At 44.6% G+C, this 24326-nt stretch carries 16 protein-coding genes and 1 pseudogene; 15 read left to right on the top strand and 2 right to left on the bottom strand.

Going from position 1 to position 24326, the window contains the following annotated elements; genetic code table 11:
* Positions 1-57 precede the first annotated feature (57 nt).
* A complete protein-coding gene (gene xylB, locus TR08_RS17340; protein ID WP_045520240.1) occupies positions 58-1557 on the top strand; it encodes a xylulokinase in 1500 nt (499 codons plus the stop codon).
* Between the two features lie 632 nt (positions 1558-2189).
* Here xylB and TR08_RS17335 read toward each other — a convergent pair.
* Positions 2190-5165 (bottom strand): glycoside hydrolase family 2 TIM barrel-domain containing protein, encoded by a 2976-nt coding sequence (locus TR08_RS17335; RefSeq protein WP_052427500.1) that lies wholly within the window; start codon positions 5163-5165, stop codon positions 2190-2192.
* 247 nt (positions 5166-5412) lie between these two features.
* Here TR08_RS17335 and TR08_RS32635 point away from each other — a divergent pair, with 247 nt between their 5' ends.
* The 3 genes from TR08_RS32635 (at position 5413) to TR08_RS17330 (ending at position 10902) form a co-directional block, all read left to right on the top strand.
* Complete coding sequence (locus TR08_RS32635; protein ID WP_193747776.1) at positions 5413-5565, top strand: hypothetical protein; 153 nt, start codon at positions 5413-5415, stop codon at positions 5563-5565.
* A 107-nt stretch (positions 5566-5672) separates the two neighbouring features.
* Complete coding sequence (locus TR08_RS31150) at positions 5673-5927, top strand: helix-turn-helix domain-containing protein (RefSeq protein WP_193747775.1); 255 nt, start codon at positions 5673-5675, stop codon at positions 5925-5927.
* 421 nt (positions 5928-6348) lie between these two features.
* Complete coding sequence (locus tag TR08_RS17330) at positions 6349-10902, top strand: carbohydrate-binding protein (RefSeq protein ID WP_193747774.1); 4554 nt, start codon at positions 6349-6351, stop codon at positions 10900-10902.
* 280 nt (positions 10903-11182) lie between these two features.
* Here TR08_RS17330 and TR08_RS32630 read toward each other — a convergent pair whose 3' ends face one another.
* Positions 11183-11590: a hypothetical protein gene (locus tag TR08_RS32630; protein WP_193747773.1), complete on the bottom strand. Its 408-nt coding sequence runs from the start codon at positions 11588-11590 to the stop codon at positions 11183-11185.
* A gap of 542 nt (positions 11591-12132) precedes the next feature.
* On the opposite strand from TR08_RS32630, the gene TR08_RS32625 reads away from it, so the two are divergent.
* From TR08_RS32625 to TR08_RS17285, 11 genes and pseudogenes are all read left to right on the top strand, one after another.
* Positions 12133-12282 carry a hypothetical protein gene (locus TR08_RS32625; protein WP_193747772.1) on the top strand — a complete coding sequence of 50 codons (150 nt, stop codon included), beginning with the start codon at positions 12133-12135 and terminating at the stop codon, positions 12280-12282.
* A gap of 158 nt (positions 12283-12440) precedes the next feature.
* Positions 12441-16505, top strand: coding sequence for a discoidin domain-containing protein (locus TR08_RS17325; protein WP_193747771.1), 4065 nt, complete (start codon positions 12441-12443; stop codon positions 16503-16505).
* A 113-nt stretch (positions 16506-16618) separates the two neighbouring features.
* Positions 16619-16756: pseudogene (locus tag TR08_RS34185) on the top strand (OmpL47-type beta-barrel domain-containing protein); the annotation flags it as partial.
* Positions 16757-16834: 78 nt separating this feature from the next.
* Complete coding sequence (locus tag TR08_RS32620) at positions 16835-17122, top strand: hypothetical protein (protein WP_274521022.1); 288 nt, start codon at positions 16835-16837, stop codon at positions 17120-17122.
* Positions 17123-18152: 1030 nt separating this feature from the next.
* Positions 18153-18917, top strand: a complete 765-nt coding sequence (locus TR08_RS17315; RefSeq protein WP_052427499.1) for an SDR family NAD(P)-dependent oxidoreductase — start codon at positions 18153-18155, stop codon at positions 18915-18917.
* Positions 18918-19246: 329 nt separating this feature from the next.
* Positions 19247-21181, top strand: coding sequence for a hypothetical protein (locus TR08_RS17310; protein ID WP_045520229.1), 1935 nt, complete (start codon positions 19247-19249; stop codon positions 21179-21181).
* Positions 21178-22026, top strand: coding sequence for an amidohydrolase family protein (locus tag TR08_RS17305; RefSeq protein WP_045520228.1), 849 nt, complete (start codon positions 21178-21180; stop codon positions 22024-22026). Before TR08_RS17310 ends, TR08_RS17305 begins: the two co-directional genes overlap by 4 nt.
* Before the next feature lie 10 nt (positions 22027-22036).
* Positions 22037-22810, top strand: coding sequence for an SDR family NAD(P)-dependent oxidoreductase (locus TR08_RS17300; protein WP_045520226.1), 774 nt, complete (start codon positions 22037-22039; stop codon positions 22808-22810).
* Positions 22811-22837: 27 nt separating this feature from the next.
* Positions 22838-23755 carry a fumarylacetoacetate hydrolase family protein gene (locus TR08_RS17295; RefSeq protein WP_045520222.1) on the top strand — a complete coding sequence of 306 codons (918 nt, stop codon included), beginning with the start codon at positions 22838-22840 and terminating at the stop codon, positions 23753-23755.
* Positions 23756-23766: 11 nt separating this feature from the next.
* On the top strand, positions 23767-24090 hold the full coding sequence (locus TR08_RS17290; RefSeq protein ID WP_045520221.1) for an L-rhamnose mutarotase: 324 nt from the start codon (positions 23767-23769) through the stop codon (positions 24088-24090).
* A 12-nt stretch (positions 24091-24102) separates the two neighbouring features.
* Complete coding sequence (locus TR08_RS17285) at positions 24103-24315, top strand: hypothetical protein (protein WP_193747769.1); 213 nt, start codon at positions 24103-24105, stop codon at positions 24313-24315.
* The last annotated feature ends 11 nt before the right edge of the window (positions 24316-24326 follow it).

Below are 24326 nucleotides of genomic sequence, written 5' to 3'. Positions count from 1 at the left end.
AAAATGTGCTGGCAGTATATTTACTCCAGCACATTTTTATAGAAAAGGATGATTGAGATGAAATACGTAATTGGTGTGGACCTCGGGACGAGTGCGGTAAAAATATTACTCGTCAATCAGAATGGTGAAGTGTGCAAAGAAGTATCAAAATCCTATCCTCTCATTATTGAAAAATCGGGTTACAGTGAACAGAACCCGGAAGAATGGGTAGAAAAAACCACTGCAGGTTTAGCTCAACTAATCGAGCAATTCGATGGGGATGTAAACGATATCGAGGGCATCAGCTTCTCCGGGCAGATGCATGGCCTTGTCATATTAGATCAGAACAAACAAGTGCTGCGAAACGCTATTTTGTGGAATGACACGAGAACATCGAAACAATGTCAGGACATCTACGAGATTGTTGGCAAACAGCGTTTATTAGAGGTGACCAAAAACCCTGCCTTAGAGGGTTTTACCCTGCCAAAAATTCTTTGGGTAAAACAGGAGGAGCCTGAAATTTTTGAACAGGTAAGTGTATTTATGCTTCCAAAGGATTATCTCCGTTACCGGATTACGGGAAATATCCACATGGAATATTCTGATGCAGCAGGAACATTACTGCTAAACGTAGCAAATCGTGAATGGAGCAGTGAGGTCTTAGAAAGATTTGGTCTTTCCGCTGAATTCTGCCCTCCATTAGTGGAGTCTCATGCATTCGTTGGGACCATAACGGCTGAATTTGCCGAAGCCACTGGTTTATCGGAAGCAACCAAAGTATTTGCAGGCGGTGCTGACAATGCCTGCGGTGCCATTGGTTCTGGAATTCTTTTTGAAGGTAAAACTTTATGCAGCATCGGCACCTCAGGAGTCGTTCTTTCCTATGAAGAAAGAAACGATTTGGATTTTGAAGGGCAGGTTCACTACTTTAATCATAGTGAAGAAAATGCTTACTATACCATGGGTGTAACCCTGGCAGCCGGTTATAGTTTGAGCTGGTTTAAGGATACCTTCGCTAAACAGGAAGCCTTTGATCAGTTTTTAGAAGGTGTAGATGATGTACCGGCAGGAAGCAACGGATTATTATTCACTCCTTATATAGTGGGAGAGAGAACCCCTCATGCAGATTCAAATATTCGCGGAAGCTTTATTGGCATTGATGCAGCCCATGAGCGTAAACATTTCGCCCGCGCTGTTCTTGAGGGAATTACATTCTCCTTAAATGAATCAATTGAGATCTTTAGAAGCAGTGGCAAGACCATTGATTCGATTATCTCCATCGGCGGCGGCGCCAAAAACGAAACATGGCTGCAAATGCAGGCAGATATCTTTAATGCAAAAATTGAAAAGATTACAAGTGAGCAAGGTCCTGGAATGGGCGCGGCCATGTTAGCGGCATACGGCTGCGGATGGTATCCATCCCTAAAAGAATGTGCGCAAGTATTTATTCAAACGGCAAAAACTTATTATCCTATTCCAGAAAATGTGGAAGTCTACAAGAAACTAATTACAATCTATCAACAAGTTTATAAACAAACGAAGGATTTGAATTGGCAGCTGAGAGAATTTAGAAAGTAACTAAGGATGAGAAAGGACTGGCTCGTAAATAGAGTCAGTCCTTTCTCAAACGTTTGATTGAATTTCTTCTTTATTTAAGTTGAGCTTAAATTCTTCTGATTGATTCTCTTTTTCTGATAAGCTTTTATTGAAATAGCCCCCAGTATGGACATGGCTATCAGGATATAAGCGATCCCGCCAATCAACCCCATGGAACGCGGATGAAGGCAGCTCCCCTTCGTTTATGCAACGCCATTGAATAAAAATAGAAAAAGGGAACGTACTGATAATACGCTCCCTGCATAATAGCCGCTATAAGGCTGCAAATTAAGTGATCTAAGTAGACTGCCAATCCTTTGCGTATGGGCGGTCTACTTTTTCTTTAAGTAATAATGGAGTATCTTAACTCGGTTCAATTAGCTTCTAAACGTAAGAATAGTAGCATAGAACAGGACAGCTAGCAGCCTTTGCTGATTGAAAGGCTTCAGATACCTTAAATGAATTATTTAATAGAAGAGAATAACGATATTGATGGAAGCCGCCTAAATCTACCTTAAAATAATTTTCTCTTGATAGTCTGTATAGCCTTTTCTGTGTGACTGTGGTGGATCAAATATAAGGTGAATTTTTGTTGTGACATAGGAGAACCTCCATCATGATTTCTTCTGAGGCAAAAATGCATAGTCAAATACAAATTCTTTCTCCGTCATACGATATTGCTCCAGTGTATAAGGACCACAGCTTCCAGAGCCGACTCCGGTCATAGCATAGTCAATGTTCAATACTGTACAGCCGCTTTTTTGCAGCTCGAAATGGTGATTCTTTGCAGCCAGCTCTTCACGAGTATACTCTGAAGCGCAGAAGCTAAAAGGCGTTGTGCTGCATACCTTGATCGCCGTAGCCGCGTTTGACAATGTGCATTCTTCGGTATCGTAGTGTGAACCGTTCTCCTGCGGATAAATATAGTTCTCGAAAAGCTCCGGCACTGTTGCATGAAACTTGCTTTTATAACAGCCTGCATGCTTATCGGCATAGCTCTCATGCGGACCATAGCCGAAATAGGTGCAATTCTGAAAATCTTCGGTAAGAAAATAGCGCATGCCAAAACGCGGCAGATAGGCTAGATCTTTGCGCACCGATACGTGCAATTTCACTTCTACGGCTCCGCTTCCATACACTTTATAGACTGCCTTGATCGTACAGAAAGGCGCTGCACGATCTGCTACAAGCGACAGAGGGCAGATAATGGTAACACATGTATTCGATTGTTCTACCGACGTTTCGTACGTATAGGCATAAGCCGCATCCAGTCGCAGGCTTTTCCAGGAACGTTTACTATAACTGGCAATTCCAGCCTCAATCATATCGTTATCCGTAGGGGCGCGGTAAATATCAAATTCTGCCGGATGAGCAAAACACTCTTTGCCGTCTACCACACATGAATCAAAAGTACCGAGTGTTGTATTAAAATGATAGGAAAAAGCTTCGCCACACACGAGCCATCCAGTTTCGGTCTGCCTAGCCGTTACGGCGTGATGCGATACCGGCAAGATTACGCTCGATTTTTCGGTGGAAAGATCAAATTGATCAAACCCAAGAGATGTTCCTGCAGGAATCAGTGGATGTTCGGCCATTTGCACATATTCAAATTTCAGATACACACGCGATCCGTCAATTTGCGGCAGTGAAAGCGGCAATTGAGCTTTCGTGTGTGGAGCAAGGTTGAAATCGGCAATGCTGCCTTCGGCTATTTTTGTACCGCTTTGCTCCAGTGTCCAGACGATGGTAAGCGCATCGGAAAGATCGGCAAAGTCTAGTTTATTTTCAGCCCAGAATGTGTTTCCTTGCCTTGTCACATGAACAGGACGCGCACAGTTTTTCAGCTCCAGCAGACCGGTGTGCGGCGTGCGGTCAGGATAGACCAGCCCATCCACACAGAAATTCCCGTCATGCAGCACTTCGCCAAAGTCCCCGCCATAAAGATACTGCGGGTTGCCACTTGCATCATGTTGTACAATAGCATGATCACACCATTCCCACACAAAGCCGCCGGCAAAACCAGAATAACGATAGAACAAATCATAGTATTCGGTTAAGCTGCCAGGGCCATTACCCATGGCATGCGCGAACTCACACAGAATCAATGGCTTTTTACATTCCTGAGCCAGTTTTTCAGCGGTTTCAAGATCCGGGTACATATAGCTTTCTACATCCAGAATATCAAAGCTGAATTTTCCCTGATCCTCAGGTACAAGCAGCTTCGATTCATAGTGAAGAAGGCGTGTGCTGTCCAGATTCCGCATGACGTCAATAGCGGCTAATGTATTAACACCAAAACCGCTCTCGTTACCAAGTGACCAGATCAGCACACACGGGCGGTTGATGTCGCGAGTGACAAGACGCTGCACACGATCCACAACAGCTGTTTCAAACCGCGGATCGTGATGCATAAGCGCATACCAGTCATCCTCGCGCTCGCCGTGGCTCGACCATGCGCCATGCGTTTCCATGTCACCCTCGTCAATCACATAAAAGCCGTATTCATCACACAGATGATAGAACTCTGGTGCATTCGGATAATGCGATGTGCGAATCGCGTTGATGTTGTGCTGTTTCATCAGCTGCAAATCTTGCACCATTTGCTCAAGTGAAGCCACATAACCGGTATCGGGATAGCTGTCGTGACGGTTTACACCTTTTAGTTTGATAGACTGTCCGTTGACAAGCAGTACATTTCCCTTGGCAGATATCGTGCGAATCCCGATCGTATCTACAATCCGCTCCTCAGTGGTATCAAGAACCATCTGGTACAAGTACGGCTGCTCAGCATTCCAAAGTACAGGGTGATCTATGGTCAGGCAAAGTGTGTCATCGCAAGTTTCTCCCTCCGCCACAAGCCTGCCTGCTGCGTCCAAAATTTTGATGGATTTATTAAGAGCTTGACCGAAATCGTCAAATTTGAAAGAGATAGCGGCACATTCTTGTTGTATTGATGTTTGCACCACATAATGGCGTACATGATGTTGCGGGCGTTTCAATAGATAAACATCGCGGAAAATGCCCGACATGCGGAATTTATCCTGCGCTTCCAGATAGGTTCCATCACACCATTTTAGAACTGCGACGGCGATCTCGTTCTCCCCATCTCGCAAGAACGGGGTAACATCATATTCAGCAGTGGAATGGGATACCTGACTGTATCCTACAAAAGCACCGTTGAGAAAAATGTAATGACAGGAATCCACACCTTCAAAATTCAAATAAAACCTAATTTCCTCTGTAAGCTCCACCGAAAAGGTGCGTTTATAAATACCGCACGGGTTTTCTTTTGGCACAAAGGGCGGATTATAAGGAATCGGATAATCAAAATTGACATACTGATGCTTGTCGAAGCCGTACATTTGCCAGTTGGATGGAACGGGAAGGACGCTGTCCGAATTACCTTCCAGAGAAGCTTCAGAAAAGGAAGGATAATACGCGAACTGCCAGCTGCCGTTTAAGAGTAAAACACTCTCATTGTTTTCTTTCGATGAGGTGGCTTTGCCTGGTGCACAGGGAATATAATAAGACCGGTCAGGCATGGTGTTGACCCTAACGATCTGCAAATCCTGGTGATAGTTGTAATTCATCATATCTCTCCATTACCGTGTGATTTATAAAATTTTTACGTCTGCTATCATTGTAGTTAGGAGGATTTTCTTGCTCAACAAACAAATATGTTGTTCTTTTTGTTTTTCAACACTAGAAATCTCTAAAAACTAACGATTTCTTCAAAGTGTTATAAATCGTGGTGGTGCAATTTATTTAACACTATAAAATAAATTGGAATTATATTAGGAAGATAATACTAGAAAGTCGTATTACTAGGAGATCGCAATGAAGCTCTCAAAACATAAAACACATCGTACGAGCTTTCAGCGTAAATCATTTATTTCCTTTTTAATCATCACCATCATTATTACGGTTTTACTTACGTTTTTTCTGACATTTCCTTTTTTGCGGACCACGATTACGATGACGAATCGGTAGAACGACAGATTGACGAGACCGCCAAAAAATTGTTTCATTCAAAAAAGAGGAACAGCTGATCGAAATATTCTAACACCGAACTTTGCCTCAGTTCCATTGCTGAAAGATTGCGCCTATCACCGAACTATGTCGGCCATTTGTTCAAAACAGCACACGGGCAGTCGATTGTGCAATACATTTTTGACTTCCGCATGCAAAAGCTGGACGAATATATGCGCAACACCAAACTGTCTTTATCGACCATTATTGACAAGGTTGGTCTAGAGAGGAACAATTATTTTTACACGCGATTTAAAAAGCATTTTGGTATGTCCCTCAGTGAATATAAGCTGCAGCTTGGACAAGAAATCGATGGTGATTAACAGCTATGTAACATAAAGAACAGCCCTTTTTTCCTTATGGAAATGGGCTGTTTTTTTACGTTAGCTAGAAGAAATTAGAGGATTTATTAAAAATATGAGTTATAGCACAAAATTTTAAGCAGTAGAAAAAGCAGAAAACATCAAAAAGCACAGTTTTTGAGATTGCTGGGTTGAGATCAGCTCGGCTACAATACGAGTGATTCAGCTGAATATTTCGATAAATCGTAGATTTTATTTAATCACAAGTATGCAGCTGAAAATCAAATTACACCATCTGGGGGTGATTAATGAATATAGTAGTAGAATAATATAATGAGATTCAAAGGATTCGCAGCAAAGTTGAATGCAGCAAGGTTGAGTAATGATCGTATTAGTTTTGACTGGAAAAATTATTTTTTTACTACAAAACGGAGGAGTTGCTATGAAACTTTGTAAGATGTTATCACGAAAAATTGTAAGCGTTTCACTCTCGCTTAGTATTATGCTGCCTAATTTTACAGGTGTGGCTTTTGCAAGCAATGATCAAATTAGTCCTGAAGGGTTAATTGATGCCACAAGTATTCAGACCCAGATCTATGTTGAAGTAGGTGGAAGTGACACAGCTGGAGATGGTACACAAGGCAAACCGTTTGCTACTGTTGCTAAGGCCAAAGCCAAAGTAAGTGAAATGATTCAAGCATTACCTGATCAAAAAATGACAAGTGATATTATTGTCAACATCGGCCAAGGTGACTATTACCTTAACGAACCTGTTGAATTCAATGTAGAAGATTCAGGTACGAATGGGCATAATGTTATTTACAGAAGCGCCGATGGCATAGGAAAAGCGAATCTTATAGGTGGTACTAAAATTGAAGGATGGCAGAAAAGTACGGATGCGGATGTAGCGGCAGGACTGCTAGATTCAATAAAAGACAAAGTGTATAAAGTTAAACTCGATCCATCAAAGTTTAATTTTAATGCCTTATACGTTAATGATAAAAAAGCGATTATGGCAAGAACAAAAAACAAGGATATCGACCCGAGGTTTCCAGCATATGGGGGAGAATACCTTCGTTCTGTCGGTGGCGGCATGCATGATATGAATTACAAAGCCGGAGATCTCGATCAAAGATCCATTGATGGAATGGCTAAGGCGCAGGCAGCAGGATATAAAGAGATTGCGCAAGTGTATGTTTGGGATGGCGGTGATTGGGACTGGTTTACCAATACTATCCCTATAGAAAAGATAGATTCAGGCTCAAGAAAGCTGATGTTTCCGCAAGACCCGGAAAGACCTGAGTTATACAGACCTAAGTATCCGATCGGTAGTGGTGCAAGATATTATTTACAAGGGAATATATCTTTCCTGGATGTTCCAGGCGAATACTACTATGACAAGGTAACCGGCGATCTCTATTATTATCCTAAGGAAGAAGACGGAAGTGTAGATCAATGGACCGTCGTAGCGCCAACCATGCAGAAGATATTGTACTTCAAGGGAGACGATAAAGGTGATGGCTCCTATGCGGACTACAAGCTAAAACCAGATCCATTAAAACAGACGCACAACATTAAAATTGATGGATTAACATTAAAAAACACAGAGTACACGAATTATTTTACATCGGGCTGGAATGAGACAGATGCTGGCGGTGGACTTGGAACAGTACCGCCTGAATCCGAAGGCAGCACCAATCCGGCTTACAGCGAGCAAACTGATCGGGTGGAATACAAGATTGGTGCCGTAACGATGATTAATACGAATAATATTACCATCGAGAACACCAAGATCAGAAATATTGGATTGTTTGGAATCGCTATGTATCGGGATAATCAATACAATACTTTCAAAAATATTGATATCGAATTTGTTGGATATGGCGGCATATCCTCTGACGGTGGATATCCAGGCGTAGGCAAATATAATCATTCCCATACAATTACAAACATCGCCATTCATGATATCGGCCAAAATGTTGGTCATGCATCTGGTGTTACATGGATGAATACGTCTAACAGTGATATTTCGCATCTTGAAATTTATAATTCACCAAGAAGAGCCATTATGACTTCCGCTGGTATTCGCCGAAATTCTTTAGACAGCAAATATGATGAACTGACGGATATGTATACTGTAAAAAATAAATATAGCTATATAAATATACATGACATGCAGCAAGATGCCGGAGAAGACAGCGCTATATTCTGGGTTTATCTTCTGAGAGGTAATGAGATTTTAAAGAGACATGGTAACGACGAAAATGTGAAGATCGAAAACGGATACAAGTACTATGATGTTGGACCGGAAAGATATAACTATATGGACCAGGTCATCGTAGATCGTGTCGGAGCACATCCATCTTTACGCGATAAAAATACAGTACACGGGATGGATTTGACCATGGGGGGAAGCGGTACACATCTCTCTAATATTAAGGTTACCAATCCGCAAAGTAAAACAATGCGTATTGAAGAAGCCGTGACCCAAGATAAATTCCACATGGATAATGTTAACAATAATTACTATAACGACAATATATTAAATACATTCGATGATTCACGAATGGAGTATGACAAGATTGGATTAACTTCAGACTTCCCATTTGAAAGATACCATCAAGAAGTATACAGACCGGATACAAACGATATGTATTTCGAAGACGCCTTTGAAAACGGTAACTTAAATTTATCCAAATGGAATATTGAAAAGGGCCGTCCTCATATCAATCAGGTTTATATGTCGGAAGGTGCAATGAATGGAAAGCATTCTCTGGCGACCGATGGTAATAAGAACAAGAGCGGCGTAGTAGTAAGTAGAAAATTTGAAAAAGACTTAAACAAAATTGTTGAAGTCCAGTATTTTGATAAAAGACAAGATTACTCAGGCAGTGACGCAGGCGAGGGCGGCGGCTCCTACGTAATCTCACCTAATGCTTTTGTCAGGGTTGACAATGGTACCGATATCGTAGCTTTGGGTGCTAAAGGAGATACATCGAAGGATTACTATGTATATAAAGATGGGGACAAAGTTGTCACTACAAATGTGGAAAGATCATTTGGATGGCATAATTTCAAATTTGACTATTCATCTGAAACAGATGTGAAAATGTATATTGATGATACTCTTGTCGGCTCTCTTCCAAGGGATTCCTTTAACTATATTGGCATGGGGGACTGGGAAGGCAAAGGCGGAGAAACCTATTTTGACCAAGTGTTTGTATATGGAGGGGTCGCGGCACCACCTGTAGAGGAATTAGAGTTCCCAATCGTGAGCTTGAACAAGCTAGCAACTGCTAGCAGTTCAAAGGGAAGCAACACACCGGAAAAAGCGAATGATGGTTCAGCCAGTTCTATGTGGAGTGCCGGTAGCTCGGAGCCGGGAAGCTGGTGGCAGGTTGACATGGAGCAAAAGAAGAATATTTACCGTGTAGATATCCAGTTCAATAGCAACACGAAATATAATTACCCTTCGACTCCTTCTATGCTGAACAGCAGTTATATTAATGTACCTAAGAACATCACCTTCCAAGTGAGCGATGACGGTTCGAATTGGACGACGGTAGCGTCGAAAGTGACGAATATTCCCAAAAACGATTCGTATAGCCGAAATGAGCCTAAGCCTTATACTTATGTCTTAACGACTTCAGGAAGATATTTGAGATTGCTTTTTGAAGACGGAGCTCAGGGTACGGATATCGATTTTAAAGAAGTTTCAGTGTGGACCAAGGATCAATATGTTATGTACGGCATAAAATCTCCTGCTGACCAAATGGTAAAAGGTGGAGCGGAAAAGACAGCTGAAGCTCTCGGATTGCCGAAAACGGTGAAATTGCTTACCGATGGTGAAGACACTGATGCCGAGGTGAATTGGGAAGTAGAGTCCTCGGATTATGATCCAACACAAAAGTATATTCGTCAGACTTTTACCGTGAATGGAACAGTAACCTTACCGAGTGGATTTTTGAACCCGAACAATGTACCCTTGACGACAAGCATAACCGTAACAGTAGAACCATTTGGTACAGTAGAGGCGGAAGATTATGATAATATGTTTGGGATTCAGACAGAAGACTGTTCGGAAGGTGGAAAGAATGTAGGCTGGTTAGATCCTGGAGACTGGATGGAGTATAACTTGAATGTACCTGTCACTGGGAAATACAAGCTGAACTACAGGGTAGCTGTAAATGCTGGTAATACTGGCAAAGTCAATTTCCTGGTAGATGGTGTTTCGGCTAAAGTAACATCGCTTCCTTCAACCGGTGGTTGGCAGAATTGGGCCACAGTGTCCGATGAAGTTGAATTGACGAAAGGCAAGCATACGATAAGGCTTCAAGTAATTCAATCAGGCTGGAACATTAATAAATTTGAATTAATTCCGGAAGTAGTGGATCAAGAAGCACCAACCACCACAGACAATGCTCCTACCGGTTGGGTGAATGAGGATGTTACCGTACTCTTGAACGCAACTGACAATGGAACCGGAGTCGCAAGCACTCATTACATCGTAAACGATGGAGAGGAGCAAACCGGAAATTCGGTTGTATTCACTAAAGAAGGCGTTCACACTCTGACGTACTGGAGCGTAGACAAGGCAGGAAATGTCGAGCAGCGACATACGGTCACCGTGAAGATCGACAAGACGGCACCGACCTTAAAGATTGAACTGGACCCATCGATACTCTGGCCGGCGAATCACAAGATGGTGAAGGTGAATGCCACTCTAGATTCCAGTGATACCCTTTCGGGAGTCAAATCGGTTGTGTTAACGTCTATTACCAGTAATGAACCGGAAAGCATAGACGGGGATATCCAAGCGAAACTGGGCTCAGAAGATACCTCTTTCAGTTTGCGTGCAACAAGATCCGGTGAAGGAACAGGCCGAGTCTATACGATAACTTACACAGCTACCGACCATGCAGGCAACCAAAGGAAGGCCACAGCCACAGTAACCGTACCGCATGACCAGTCTTGGAAAGTCCAAAATGTAAGATAACGGTACAATTTTAAAAATAGCCCTCTATCATTAACTAAAGTTAACAGTATGATAGGGGGCTCTGTTTTGTGGTACTTAATTCTACAAGATTTAGAGAATGTATTAAAAATATGAGTTACCCCACACAATTTAAAGTATAGAAGTAGTAAAAAACATCAAATTCTACAGTTTTTGAGATTGTGAATTTGAGATCAGCTAGACTACAATGTGAGTAAATTAGCTGAATATTTCGATAAAAAGTATATTTTATTTATCACAAGTATGCAGCTACTTTATCAAATTACAACATCTGGGGGTGATTAATGAATATAGCAGTCCAACGTTCCGACTTCGTCGCAGCGCGACCGTTTGTGAAAGCGGCATCATACGAGGGCGAACGACTAGAAAGGAGTCTTTTCATTAGGTGATATTGCATTATCGTATTTTGAACTTGGGAGAGGATGCTTATCGGTAATAAGTGAATGGCAAGCAATCGTTTGGAAGGTAGAGAATGAAGGAGGAAAAGGGTAAAAATGGTAAAAAATAGCACTAAATTCATTTCTAGCGTATTGGCAACCGTAATGCTTTTTGCATCATTCATGATTGGTTTCCCCGGTACGAAGGCGTACGCACAGCAGACAACAGGTAACGCCCCGTTTATTAACTCGTGGCTGGTATCAGGTCCTTTCGATTCGCCTGTCGTAGACAACATTTATGGATGCGAGGGTGGCGAAGTCATCAATCTTGCTCCGCAGGCATCTGACATAACCGCTTCATCATCGACACTTGCCGTCAACCCTGTTTCGTATTTAGTAGATGGCAACACCAGGACACAGTGGGTGACCGAAAATGATTCCAGTCCATGGGTAAATCTGAAATGGAAGGATCCTATTGCACTAAATGAAGTAAAAATTGCCCAATGGGGCGATTCTCGTCACATCAACAATTGGTATCACATTACATTCACGCTTGAAGACGGCAGCAAAGTCGAATCCGGAAAGGTTGACAGCACGTCTTCCAGCGCTGCTGAGCCAACAGTATATGCGATGCAGTCAGGGCTAAAGAAAGTCGTGGAAATGAAGGTTGAAATCGATAAAGGTCGTACACCTTATCCTTCGATCACAGGTCTTTCAGAGATCGAGGTCTATAACAGACAGACCGACGAATCCACTCCTGAGTCGGGTGTGATCACGCCTAAAATCGGCGATCCATTAGCCTTGAATCAAGAAAGTAATAAGTGGGAGTATTTCGATGATCGCCTCTATAACCGGAACTATGATGATTATCAGGATTTATACGGTTATTTTACAGTCAAAAAAGGCGTCGATACGAGAAACAAATACGTATACGCTCACACCTACATCTACAGTCCAGCAGATCAGCAAGCATATTTTAATGTAGGCGCCAGCGGATCCTATCGACTCTATGTCAACGATCGCTGCGTATCTGCGCCGACCACGCCTGTGGAAGTGCAGAAGGATTTGACCAAACAAGCCATCCAGTTGAAGCAAGGTTGGAACAAGCTGATGCTTCAAATCAAACATACGTACACCGAAGATGTGAATGCCAACAACGTTCCAATCGCGAAAGATCAGAATGTGGCGTACCTCGGGTTCTATGGAAGAGTTGCAGATCAAAACGGCAATATGATCGATGGCATTATCAATTCGGTTGAAGGTGATTCTGACGCCCTAAGTATCGTCAGTCAAGGACTATCGACCGAGGATGACGTTGAAACGCCGCTGCCAACCCAAAACATGCCTATTGGCTACAAGGAATGGCCGTATGTGTGGAATAAATCGACATCGAGTAAAAAGTACGGCTTGTCGGCTTCGGCATTCCAGTTCATGGCGAGCGGAGGCGCACCTGGTTATACTTGGAGCATCGTTGAAGGTAAACTGCCAGAAGGCTTGGAACTAAAAGCGGATGGGACCATCACGGATGGTTTAGTGAACGGCAAAGTCGACCTAACCAGCAGCAAAGGCATCATCAGCATCAACAGTGAGCCGGGAGACTATAACTTTACCGTGCAAGTTACGGACCTGAACGGGAATAAAGCGACCAAGAAGATGAAGATTACCGTCAAGGAACGCCCGAATAAATGGTTCGAAGAAGGGCGAGTTAGTGCTCTAACGCATGCTGCCCCGTCTTATAACTACTTCGTAGATCCGAATTTCTCTGCCGATTTATGGGCGGAAAGAGCGAAGCGTCAGGGCCATTCATTAGTATCAGTTGAAGCACTGCAGCAATTATACCATTGGCCGTCTAAATTTGCGGATCCGCAGCACCCGCGACATACCTATCTCCCGAAAGATGAGAATGGTCAAGTCGTAGATGGATTAGAACAGTTTGAAAAGGCAGTAAAACGACATGGCATGAAATTCGGCATCTATTACGCAACCGAGGGCGGCGGATTGCAACATAATTCTACAGATGTGTTTGTACAGAATGTGGAGGATCTCATTTTGCGTTATGACCCGGTGTACCTTTATTTTGACGGTCCTCAGGCAATGCCCAACGCCAATTATGACGTCATGTACAGTCATGTTCGCAATTACAGCGATGAGATTATTATAAACTCCAATGCATGGGGCGAAGAGTTTGGAGACCCTGATTTAAGAACCGAAGAAGCAGGTGGTATTTACAGTAGTGGCGCTGCAAATCATCTTGTAAAACGTACGATTATGGAACCGTGGAAAATGATACGTACAAAAAACGCATTATCTCCCTATTACGGTAAACGTGACGATTTCAGGCAAGTTGCCAAGGAAATGTTAATGAATGCCGGCAGAGGCTATGTGGATAATAATGATCAGACTGCAGTAGATGGCCGCGGGTCTTATTGGGACTCTGTTGAGGATATAGCGACAAGGTATCCTAAAGCTGAGCAGGAATTCATTGATGTGAGAGAAAGCTTGATCGAATGGTTTGCGCCAGAAGGCAAGCCGGAAAGACACGAGTCGACAACAGGCACAATGCCATATTTCTTGTCGGGCTATGGCTATGAAGATGATGGAAAAGGTAATTATGAAAAATTTGCTTTAGCTAACAGTACTACAGGTCCACAATGGGGATACGCAACGTATAGAGACAACAATGTTTATCTTCATATTATGAAAGGACCTGACAGCAAAAAAGGGTTTGATGCCATTCCTGGAAAGTCTTTAACCATTCGTCCGATTAAAGACAAAGTTAAGTCCGTAACATGGTTAAACAAGGATATTCCAGTAAAATCATTTGTACAAAAAGGTGACAGCCTGACAATCAATCTTGCCAATGTCGAGGAGGATCAGATCGATACGATCATCAAGATTGTAACGGACAATTCTGCACGCAAATATAAGCTTACGAATGTCAATGCAACGGGAGAGCAGTTAAAGCCCTCGTCACTCAAAATCAACGCTGAGGGATATATGACATTTCCAGCGCTTAAAGCAAGGCTTTCAGGTATAAAATACAAAAGTGAGAATCCTAAAATAGCGGCAGTTAATGCTAAAGGAATCGTAACTCCGGTATCAAACGGAACAACAACTATCACTGTTAGCGGTACTTATGAAGGTGTAACGAAACAGGATACATTAAAAGTAACAGCAAAAGACGGCAAAATTTATGTTGGCGAGAGCATGATCGGCGCAACCTTACTCGTGAATGGAAAAGAAGCTTACGGCGAGTTCGGTACATTAGAAGAACTCAGCTATCAAATCGAAGGCAGATCATCAAAAGGCGGAGCAATAGGGCTTGATGCAGCTCAAATTCAATGGCACGGCGGTGTTGTTGATTTACAGGCGGGTGACAAATATAAGCCCGTGGCTATCAAAGAAGTAAATACGTTTACTTTCAAGAAAGATAAAATTATTGCGCCGTTCGTAGATCAACCTACACGAGGAGTCGTTTGGGCTACTGTAACTTTAGACGGCAAAACATTTACAACAAATAAAATATTCATGGACCTGCTGCCATACCAAAATCTTGCAGAAACCACTGAAATTACAGCAAGTCATGCTCAAAAAGAGGCAAAAAATCTGGTTGATGGAAAAACGATTGACGGAATTCATTTTGATCAATCCAAATGGTCGGTTCCCGCAAGTGAAAAGGCATGGATTCAATTTAAGTTGCCGGCAAAGACCGACATTGCCAATATCAATCTGAACTTCAATTCTTCGGAGCAAAGATATATCAATACGCCGAAAACAATAAAAATTCAAACGAGCGATGATGGCGTGAAATGGAATGATGTCATCACCGAAAACGGTCCGACGGGTAATGCTTATTTTGGCTTCTACAACCAATATCCAATCAACACGAAAGCTCAATACGTTAAAGTAATATTTGATGGCGGTTCAAACGGGTCAACGGTGGATTTGCTTGACGTGGCCATAAACGGGATCGATTCGAATTTATTTGATCGCTTCGAATATGAGTATAAACCGATTGATGTGACTACAGGTAAATATGAAATCAAAGCTTTCAAGGGCAATGGCAAACCGATTGATAAAGCTGACGATATCGTAGTAACAAGCGAAAACGAGGATATTATTAAGGTAGGGGATTCAAACCTGCTAACCGCTGTTTCAGAAGGCATGGCAAAGCTGAAGATTAGAGTGACGATCGGCGGACGTCCGATTGAATATGTTACGTATCTTTTTGTTGACGAGTCAGGAAAAATCTATACGGACTCTTATTTAAACAACATTAACGTTACTCTAAATAAAACGGCGATTCAACCTAACCAACCAATCGTTGCTACAATTGAAGGCCTATTAAATACAGGAGAAACAGCCGATTTATCAAGGGCTACTGTAGAATATCAATTTAGCGATCAAAGGCTTTCGGTTGTTGAGGGCAGCAATACGATCATTGTTAAAGGCGATATCGGTCGTGGATTTAATGCGACTGTTGTTGTAAAGGCTACTTTAGACGGGGTAACCGTTGAAAGTCGTCCTATGCCAATTGCTGTAACTAGGGATACTCTCCCTCAGTCACAAATGACGGCAACGGCGACAAGCCAGGAGACGAGTGGTGGAAATAATGCAGCCTCTATGGCGATTGACGGAAATCCGCAGACGATTTGGCATACAAAGTGGGATAAATCTGACGTTCTCCCTCAATCGATTACCTTAAACCTTGGAGGGACCTTCAATATCAATACAATCGCCTATTTGCCAAGGCAATCAGGCAGCAATGGAAATATTACAGGTTATAACGTATATGTAAGTAAGGATGGAGTGGACTTTGCCAAGGTTGCAAGCGGAACTTGGGCAAACAACAGTGCGGAGAAATTCGCAACTTTTACACCGACGAATGCATCGTATATCAAGCTCGAAGCAACGGCTGGCGTAAACGGGTGGGCATCGGCTGCTGAGTTTAATGTCTTTGAAGTGGAAGAAGAGGTAAAGACGATCGTAGACTACAAATCGGTTAATGTAGATACGAAACAAGGTGAAATACCAACACTTCCAGATCAGGTTGAGGCTGTATACAACGATGGAACAACAGGGCTAGTGGACGTTGTATGGGAGGAAATCACTGCAGACATGGTTGCGAAGGCGGGCGTGTTCACCGTTGACGGAACAGTCGAAGGAACAACATTAAAAGCAAAAGCGACCTACAGAGTAACAGAGTAACAGAGTAAAAGTCGTTGATCAACAACCACCAACGACAACAGACAATGCACCGTAGGGTTGGGTCAATCAAGATGTTACCGTACTCTTGAACGCCAACTAACAGTGGAACCGGAGTCGCTAGCACCCATTACATCGTAAACGGTGGAACCGAGCAAACCGGTAATTCGGTGGAATTCACTGAAGAAGGTACCCACAAGCTGGAATACTGGAGTGTAGACAAGGCAGGAAATGCCGAGCAGCGACATACGGTCACCGTGAAGATCGACAAGACGGCACCGACCTTAAAGATTGAACTGGACCCGTCGATACTCTGGACAGCGAATCAAAAAATGGTGAAGGTGAATGCCACGCTGGATACCAGTGATACCCTTTCGGGAGTCAAATCGGTTGTGTTAATGACTATTACCAGTAATGAACCGGAAAGCAAAGACGGAGATATCCAAGCGAAACTGGGCTCAGAAGATACCTCTTTCAGTTTGCGTGCAACAAGATTCGGTGAAGGAATAGGCCGAGTCTATACGATAACTTACACAGCTACCGACCATGCAGGCAACCAAAGGAAGGCCACAGCCACAGTAACCTTACCGCATGACCAGTCTGGAAAGCCCAGAAAGTAAGATAACGGTACAATTTTAAAACTAGCCCTCTATCATTAACTAAAGTTAACAGTATGATAGGGGGCTCTGTTTTGTGGTAACTCAATTCTACAAGATTTAGAGAGTGTATTAAAAATATGAGTTACTCTACACAATTTAAAGTATAGAAGTAGCAGAAAACATCAAAAACTACGGATTTTGAGATTGTTGGTTTGAGATCAGCTTAGCTACAATGAATGTAGCGTTTCAGCATTGAGGGGTGATTAATGAATATAGTAGTAGAATAAAATAATGAGATTCAAGGGATTCGCAGCAAAGTTGAGTAATGATCATTAAATCACTTGTCATTTTTTGATCAGGTAATTCTTGAATCATTTCTTTCACTTTGGCATTAGCAACAGTTGCGAATGGTTTGGCTTGAGAACCATCTTCGTCATGTATTGAATCCCTGTTAAGTGTAAAACAAAAAGAGGGGTTCTCGCCCCTCTTTTCTATTTCCTCAAATAGATCATCGTCAGTCATAAAGTACGGTGAAGCTCGGAAATTTTAGAGAAAAGAATATTTTTTGATGAGCATCACGACGGTTTATTGAAGATATTATTACTTTTTTTAGATGTCGACCTTCATTTGCTTTTGTATAGTGAAATTATGAATCTTGTAAGGAGGAATAAATAGACGAAGAAGAAACGGATAATGATTTCCTGAACCGAAATCATAGCAGTGTAAACATTATTCTGACTCCAAATAGAGGCAGCAATCCTGTCAGATCGATTACGAGCAGCTTATTGGAGACAAATGCCGACAAGTAATATTTAGTCCTGCAGGAACAGGAAACAACACATTAATTGGAGTGTCTCGATGGGCTCCAAACCATCAACATTAGAAAAAATAAGGTGTGATGCTAGACTTTGGCCTCTATGTGCTCAAAATCTGAACCTATTGTTGTGTTTTCTGCATTTATCAACCTATGTATAGTGAAAGGGTAAAGGTGCCCCATTAACTGCATGTAGGGGGAATCGTACGACATGATGCTAAGAAGGAGATGGGGAAGTTGACTAAATTTCAGGATAAGGTTGCGATCGTCACCGGGTCCAGCAGCGGGATCGGCAAAGCGATCGCCGAGACGTTGGCCGGATACGGCGCCCGCGTCGTTGTTTGCGGGCGGGATGCGGAGAAGGGCCGTGAAGTTGTGGAAGGAATCGAAAAGGACGGTGGATCGGCACTCTTCGTTCAAGTAGACCAGTTCCATCCCTCCGCGCCGAATACGCTCGTAGAGCAAGCGGTGAAAACGTGGGGCAGAATCGATTTTGTCGTCAACAATGCTGCCCTGGTGTGCAACAAGCCGATCGAAGCGGTAACGCATGAAGATTGGGACCGGCTCTTTGCCGTCAATGTAAAGTCGGGATTTTTTCTGATTCAGAAAGCTTTGCCGTATTTGAAAGAGACGCGCGGCGCGATCGTGAACATCAGCTCGCTCAACAGCCAGAAAAATATTGCCGGAAATTTCGTGTACGACTCGCTCAAGGCCGCGCTGAACCATCTGACGACAGGGCTGGCGCTGGATCTGAAGGATACGGGCATTCGCTGCAACGCGTTGCTCCCGGCGGGCATCGCGACGCCGCTTCTGAACGATTGGTTCAAACAGCTGTTCGAAGATCCTGCTGAAGCGGAAAGGATCGCCGAATCCGAGAAGCTGAGGGCGGACGTGGGGTCGTCCCAACAGGTGGCGGATGTAGTTGCGTTTTTGTGCAGTACTCAGTCGTCATGGGTCAATGGGGCGCTGATTCCGTTACATGGTGGGTACCAACTAGGATAAAAGTAGTTTAGACAATCCCAGGGGGAGAAGATCAATGAAATCGTTAACGCGCAAGTGGAAAATCTATGCTATTCACCATTCCCATTCCGATGTCGGCTATACCGAAAGGCAATAGAAAATCGAGTAATATCATGTCGATTTTATTCGCCAGGCCGTACGCATCTCGGAAGAAGCGGATACGGGTCGGCGTCCGGAGTGGAAAGGATTCCAATGGACGTGCGAAACGTTCTGGCAGGTCCGGAAGAACTGCGTCAGGTATATAGCTTATTCCAAGGACAACCTTTATTTATTTAATAAACAATAAGCAATACAAAGGGAGGGTGAGCACAATGTCTTCATCGCTTATGAACGGAAGTATCGCGAGTATTCAGGCCTCAGAACGGGTCGTTCCACCGACGTGGGCGATGCAGGAGCAGCAGCTTTTTGAAACGTTGAACAAGGCAGCCAAAGAGTTCGTCGAGCGTTACACGCAGCCCGACGGTACGCTCATTTGGTTCGAGCATTGGCCAGGCATGGATGGGTCGGATGATCCTTATGAAGGGTTTATGAATTTGGCGCTCTTGTATGTGCTCGGAGGAAGCAGCGAACTGCATGAAGTATCTCGAAAAATATGGGAAGGTATTACTTGGCAGTGGACGGAATACGGACAAATCCACCGCGAGTTCGATGCCTATTACGATTGGATGCACCATGGCGAAGGCTATTTGTATTTATATTTTCTTGGTCTGGCGGGACCTTCGACGCTTAAGGATCGGCAGCGCGCCAGCAAATTTGCAGCGATGTATACGGGCGACGACCCGGAAGCGCTGAACTACGATAAGGAGCGGAAGCTTATCCGATCGCCACTGACAGGCAGCCGCGGTCCTCGCTTTGAAGTAAACGAAGAGGATTGGAGCACGCATCGCGGCATTCTGGACGATTACTTAGCGCCTTACGAAGATATTCCGGGCGTCGATTTTGCAAGCGGCAAGTGCCCATGGTCGAACGATGAGGTCTATAAGCAGCTTCTAGCGATGATGAATCAGCGGATGAATCGCGGCGATGTGCCGCTGAATTTGAATGCAACGGGATTAATCACGCATGCGTTTCTTCATAGTGGAGATGAGAAGCTGCGGAGCTGGGTAGTTGAATACGTAAATGCCTGGCAGAAGCGGACCCGATCAAACGGCGGCATTATCCCTGACAATATTGGACTTACAGGTCAAATCGGGGAGTACAACGACGGCAAATGGTGGGGCGGCTACTATGGCTGGCGATGGCCTCACGGTTTCATGACGATTATTGAGCCGCTTACGAATGCCTGCATGAATAAGGTATTGCTTACTGGCGATATGAATGGACTGCAGCTGGCAAGGGAGCAGTTGGATCGCAACTGGGAGCTGCGTCAAGAGAAGGATGGCAAATGGCTGGTGCCATTCAAGCATTTCGACAGCGGCTGGACCGATTATAGGGAGGCGCTGCCAAAGTATCCGATCTATCTTTGGTCGATGTCGATGGCGGATGAGGATGTGGAACGCATAGAGCGCATCCCGAAAGACCATGACTGGAATGCTGTCATAGTGCCGAGGTTCTCTGGCAGGGATCCGGAAACCGGACGGGAGACAAAGCATTATATCGGTAATACGCAGCCTTGGTATCAATATATTCGCGGGCTCAACCCCGATTATCCGCAGAAGATTCTAAGCGCCAATTACGAAATGATTGGCAACCAGCTCGCGAAGATGCGCTCTCCGGAAGGCGATCCGTATCAATGGACCGAGCATTACAGTGAAGGGATTTATTCGGCCATTCACATTTGGCAGGAAATGTGCCCGCTATATTTCGAAGGCCTTGTGCAGCTGACGCTGGGCGGACCGATGCACATTTCGCATGGGGGTCTGCAGCATGGGCGCGTACGCTATTTTGACGCAGCGGCGAAACGGCCGGGACTGCCGCCGGGCGTTTCTGCTCTAGTTGAGAAGCTGACACCGGATTCCGTAACGGTTCATTTGGTGAACACGAGCCTGTTCGATGATCGAGAGGTTATCATTCAAGCTGGCGTATTTGGCGAACATCGATTCTCAAATGGAGAAATCATCAATTCTTCGGACGATGTGACTGGCACGATTGCGGCTCAAGGGAAATGGCTGAACGTATCGATGCCTGCGGGAACAGGCATCACTTTGAGACTGTCCATGGAGCGGTTTGTCCATTCGCCATCTTATGATATGCCATGGCCTAGTGTAGATAAGCAGAACATGATTCATGGGAGGACCGAACAATGAGGATTGATGCCCACCAACATTATTGGCAACTTCAGCGCGGCGATTACGGCTGGCTGACGCCGGACGAAGGACCGGTATTGTATCAAGATTATATGCCGAAACAGTTAAAATCGGTGCTGCAGCGATGCGACGTATCAGGAACGATTGTCGTGCAAGCGGCGCCGACGATGGAAGAGACGGATTTTTTGCTCGATTTATGTGAACAAGAAGAGACATTGCTTGGGGTTGTCGGATGGCTCGATGTGACCGGTGCGGATTTTGAACAACATTACTTACGCTTTCGTACCAATCCGCGTTTTGTCGGGATTCGCCCGACCTTCCCTGCGGTACCTGATGGGGATTGGAGCCGTTATCCGCAATTGCTCCGCAATCTTGCGCTGCTCGTTGAAGACGGCTTTCCGGTCGATCTGCTCATTCGACAGGCCGATCTTCCTGCGATGGTGAAACTATTGGAAGGTGTGCCGAAGCTTAAGGCCATCATTAATCATTTGGCGGTTCCGGATATCGGGAGTAATAGAACGGAACTTTGGGCAAATGGATTGGAAGCGATGGCAAGGTTTGATTATGTCACCTGCAAGTTATCAGGATTAGCAACGGGATCTGGTGGAAAAGGCTGGACGGCATCCGAAGTTGCCCCATACGTCAAGCATGCGATCGATGCATTCGGAACGGAGCGCCTGATGTTCGGAAGCGATTGGCCGGTCTGCTTACAGGCAGGAAGCTTTACGGACATGCTCGAGATGGTTGGCGCAACTTTACCGACTGGATTGACTGAGGCTCAAATCAAGGCTATTTTTGGCGGGAATGCAGTTCGGACGTATCGGTTGAAAGTGAAAGAGGTATAGGAGTGAGGATATGCGTTTACAAGATAAAGTAACACTGATCACAGGTGCTGGCTCAGGCATCGGAAGGAGCACGGCATTGCTGTTCGCTCGAGAAGGAGCATCCGTCATTGTTAATGACGTGGACGAGGTCAATGGCCTTGAAACGGTACGCGAAATTATAGAAAAAGGCGGTGAGGCACTCTTCATTAAGGCCGATGTGACCCAGCCAGAAGCGGTCAAAACGATGGTAGATACAGCGATTGCTGAATTCGGCCGCATCGACGTGTTGTTCAACAATGCGGGCATCAGCGGAGTTGGCGCACTGCACGAAATCGAACCGGAGACGTGGGATCGGATTATGAGCATTAATGTCAAAGGTGTATTCCTGCCTTCGAAATATGTGCTTCCCTATATGATGGAGCGCAGAACGGGCTCGATTATCAATATGTCATCGTGTGTTGCTGAAATGGGCCTCGCGCGCAGAGCTTCTTATGGTGCAACGAAAGGCGCGGTGCTCGCCTTGACTAAATCGATGCAGGTCGATTATGCAGCCTATAACATCCGGGTGAATGCACTGCTTCCGGGGACAATTTATACACCGTTCATGGAGAACTATTTGAAAACGTCGTATGATGATCCGACAGCTGCGATTGAATCATTGAAACAGCGCCAGCTCAGTGGAGAGCTTGGCAAGCCGGAGGATGTCGCTAACGCGGCCCTTTTCCTCGCTTCGGATGAATCCAAGTTCATGATGGGTTCACCGCTGTACATCGACGGCGGCGTTGTATTCGGCAAGAACGCCTAACAATAATAGAATGGAGTGCAGGAACAAATGAAACTGTTGACTTATGAAGATAACGGGCAATTAAAACTAGCGATAAAAACGGAGCAAGGCATTCTGGATGTCGCAGCAGCGCTGAAAAGCATGGCTTCCATGTCAGAAGGAACACTGCCGGTGACCATTCATGAAGTCATCGAAGGGGGAAGGGACGCTGTTGCTGCACTGCAGCGCTTGGCAGACCAAGTGTTAGCTGGCGGTGCGGAGGGCAAAGCTTATTTGCTCGATGAATCGACGATCCAATACGCGCCCTGCGTGACGCATCCGAGTAAAATCATTTGCGTAGGACTCAATTACCGCAAGCATGCGGAAGAGACAAACGCGCCGATCCCGGAATACCCAATCCTGTTCAACAAATTTGCCAATACGCTAACAGGACATGGATGCGAAGTTCCGCTGCCGGAGAAGGTATCGTCGCAGGTCGACTATGAAGCTGAGCTTGTGATTGTCATCGGCAAAAAAGCCAAATACGTAGACAAGGAACATGCACTTGATCACGTGTTCGGCTATTGCAACGTGAATGATCTGTCCGCGCGCGATTTGCAAATGCGAACCCATCAATGGCTGCTCGGCAAATCCTGCGACGGCTTTAGTCCTTTAGGACCGTATCTGGTTACGGCGGACGAAGTCGGCGATCCGAACAATCTGGACATCCGCTGCATCGTGAACGGCGAAGTTCGGCAGCATTCCAATACGTCGGATATGATATTCCATTGCGATGAAATCGTCAGTTATATTTCACAACATATGACGCTGCTGCCAGGCGATATTATCCTAACCGGAACGCCGGCCGGTGTCGTATTTGGTTATCCGAAGGAGAAGCAGGTGTATTTGAAGCCGGGAGATGTCGTAACGATCGAGATCGAAAAGCTGGGTGCTCTGACAAATCACATGGTGAGAGAACGATTGTAGAGGAGTGGAATATGGCAGCAAACAGGGTAACAGAAATCAAAGTGGCTCATCTTCATCCAGATCAAGTCGAGCGGTATGAACAGCTTCACCGCGATATTCCTGCCGGGAATGAACAGCACATGCGGGAAGCAGGCATTATATCTTTGCGGATTTTTCGCGAGGGACTGACGCTGTTTATGGTTGTCGAGTCTGATCCATCATTGGCGCTTCCAGATCGAGTCATCGATCACGAGCTGGAAGAAGAGTGGCATCGGCTGACAGGCGAGTGCTTTACGAGCATTTGGTGGGATGCTAGTGAGATTTATAAGTTGCATAGGGAAGATTCGAAGGCATGAGCGAAATTGACTGTGAAGAAGGATGTAGGAGTGTTTAGTTATTCCTTTGATGCAGTTGATTGGAATAAGATCGGACATAAGGTCGATGCGTCCAAACTTTCAGATGATCACTGCAAAGAAGGCGATTATACAGGCGCAATGGTGGGAATGTGTTGCAGTGATATGCTATATAGAAATGCGTATGCGGACTTCGGATATTTTGAATATGTAGCAGAGGATGAGTAGCAGGTATTCAT

This window comes from Neobacillus niacini, assembly GCF_000759675.1.
In the GTDB taxonomy this organism is placed as follows: domain Bacteria; phylum Bacillota; class Bacilli; order Bacillales; family Cytobacillaceae; genus Neobacillus; species Neobacillus niacini_A.
Note: the sequence above shows the minus strand (reverse complement) of the source record. Positions and strands in the feature narration are given on the sequence as shown.

Excerpts from the sequence above, each read along its gene's own strand:
- TR08_RS17335 (WP_052427500.1), bottom strand. The coding sequence starts at position 5,165 with ATGAATTACAACTATCACCAGGATTTGCAGATCGTTAGGGTCAACACC.
- TR08_RS32620 (WP_274521022.1), top strand. The coding sequence starts at position 16,835 with ATGGTGAAGGTGAATGCCACGCTGGATACCAGTGATACCCTTTCGGGA.
- TR08_RS17295 (WP_045520222.1), top strand. The coding sequence starts at position 22,838 with ATGAAACTGTTGACTTATGAAGATAACGGGCAATTAAAACTAGCGATA.
- TR08_RS17290 (WP_045520221.1), top strand. The coding sequence starts at position 23,767 with ATGGCAGCAAACAGGGTAACAGAAATCAAAGTGGCTCATCTTCATCCA.
- TR08_RS32635 (WP_193747776.1), top strand. The coding sequence starts at position 5,413 with ATGAAGCTCTCAAAACATAAAACACATCGTACGAGCTTTCAGCGTAAA.
- xylB (WP_045520240.1), top strand. The coding sequence starts at position 58 with ATGAAATACGTAATTGGTGTGGACCTCGGGACGAGTGCGGTAAAAATA.
- TR08_RS17330 (WP_193747774.1), top strand. The coding sequence starts at position 6,349 with ATGAAACTTTGTAAGATGTTATCACGAAAAATTGTAAGCGTTTCACTC.
- TR08_RS32625 (WP_193747772.1), top strand. The coding sequence starts at position 12,133 with ATGATCGCCTCTATAACCGGAACTATGATGATTATCAGGATTTATACG.
- TR08_RS17305 (WP_045520228.1), top strand. The coding sequence starts at position 21,178 with ATGAGGATTGATGCCCACCAACATTATTGGCAACTTCAGCGCGGCGAT.
- TR08_RS17300 (WP_045520226.1), top strand. The coding sequence starts at position 22,037 with ATGCGTTTACAAGATAAAGTAACACTGATCACAGGTGCTGGCTCAGGC.
- TR08_RS17310 (WP_045520229.1), top strand. The coding sequence starts at position 19,247 with ATGTCTTCATCGCTTATGAACGGAAGTATCGCGAGTATTCAGGCCTCA.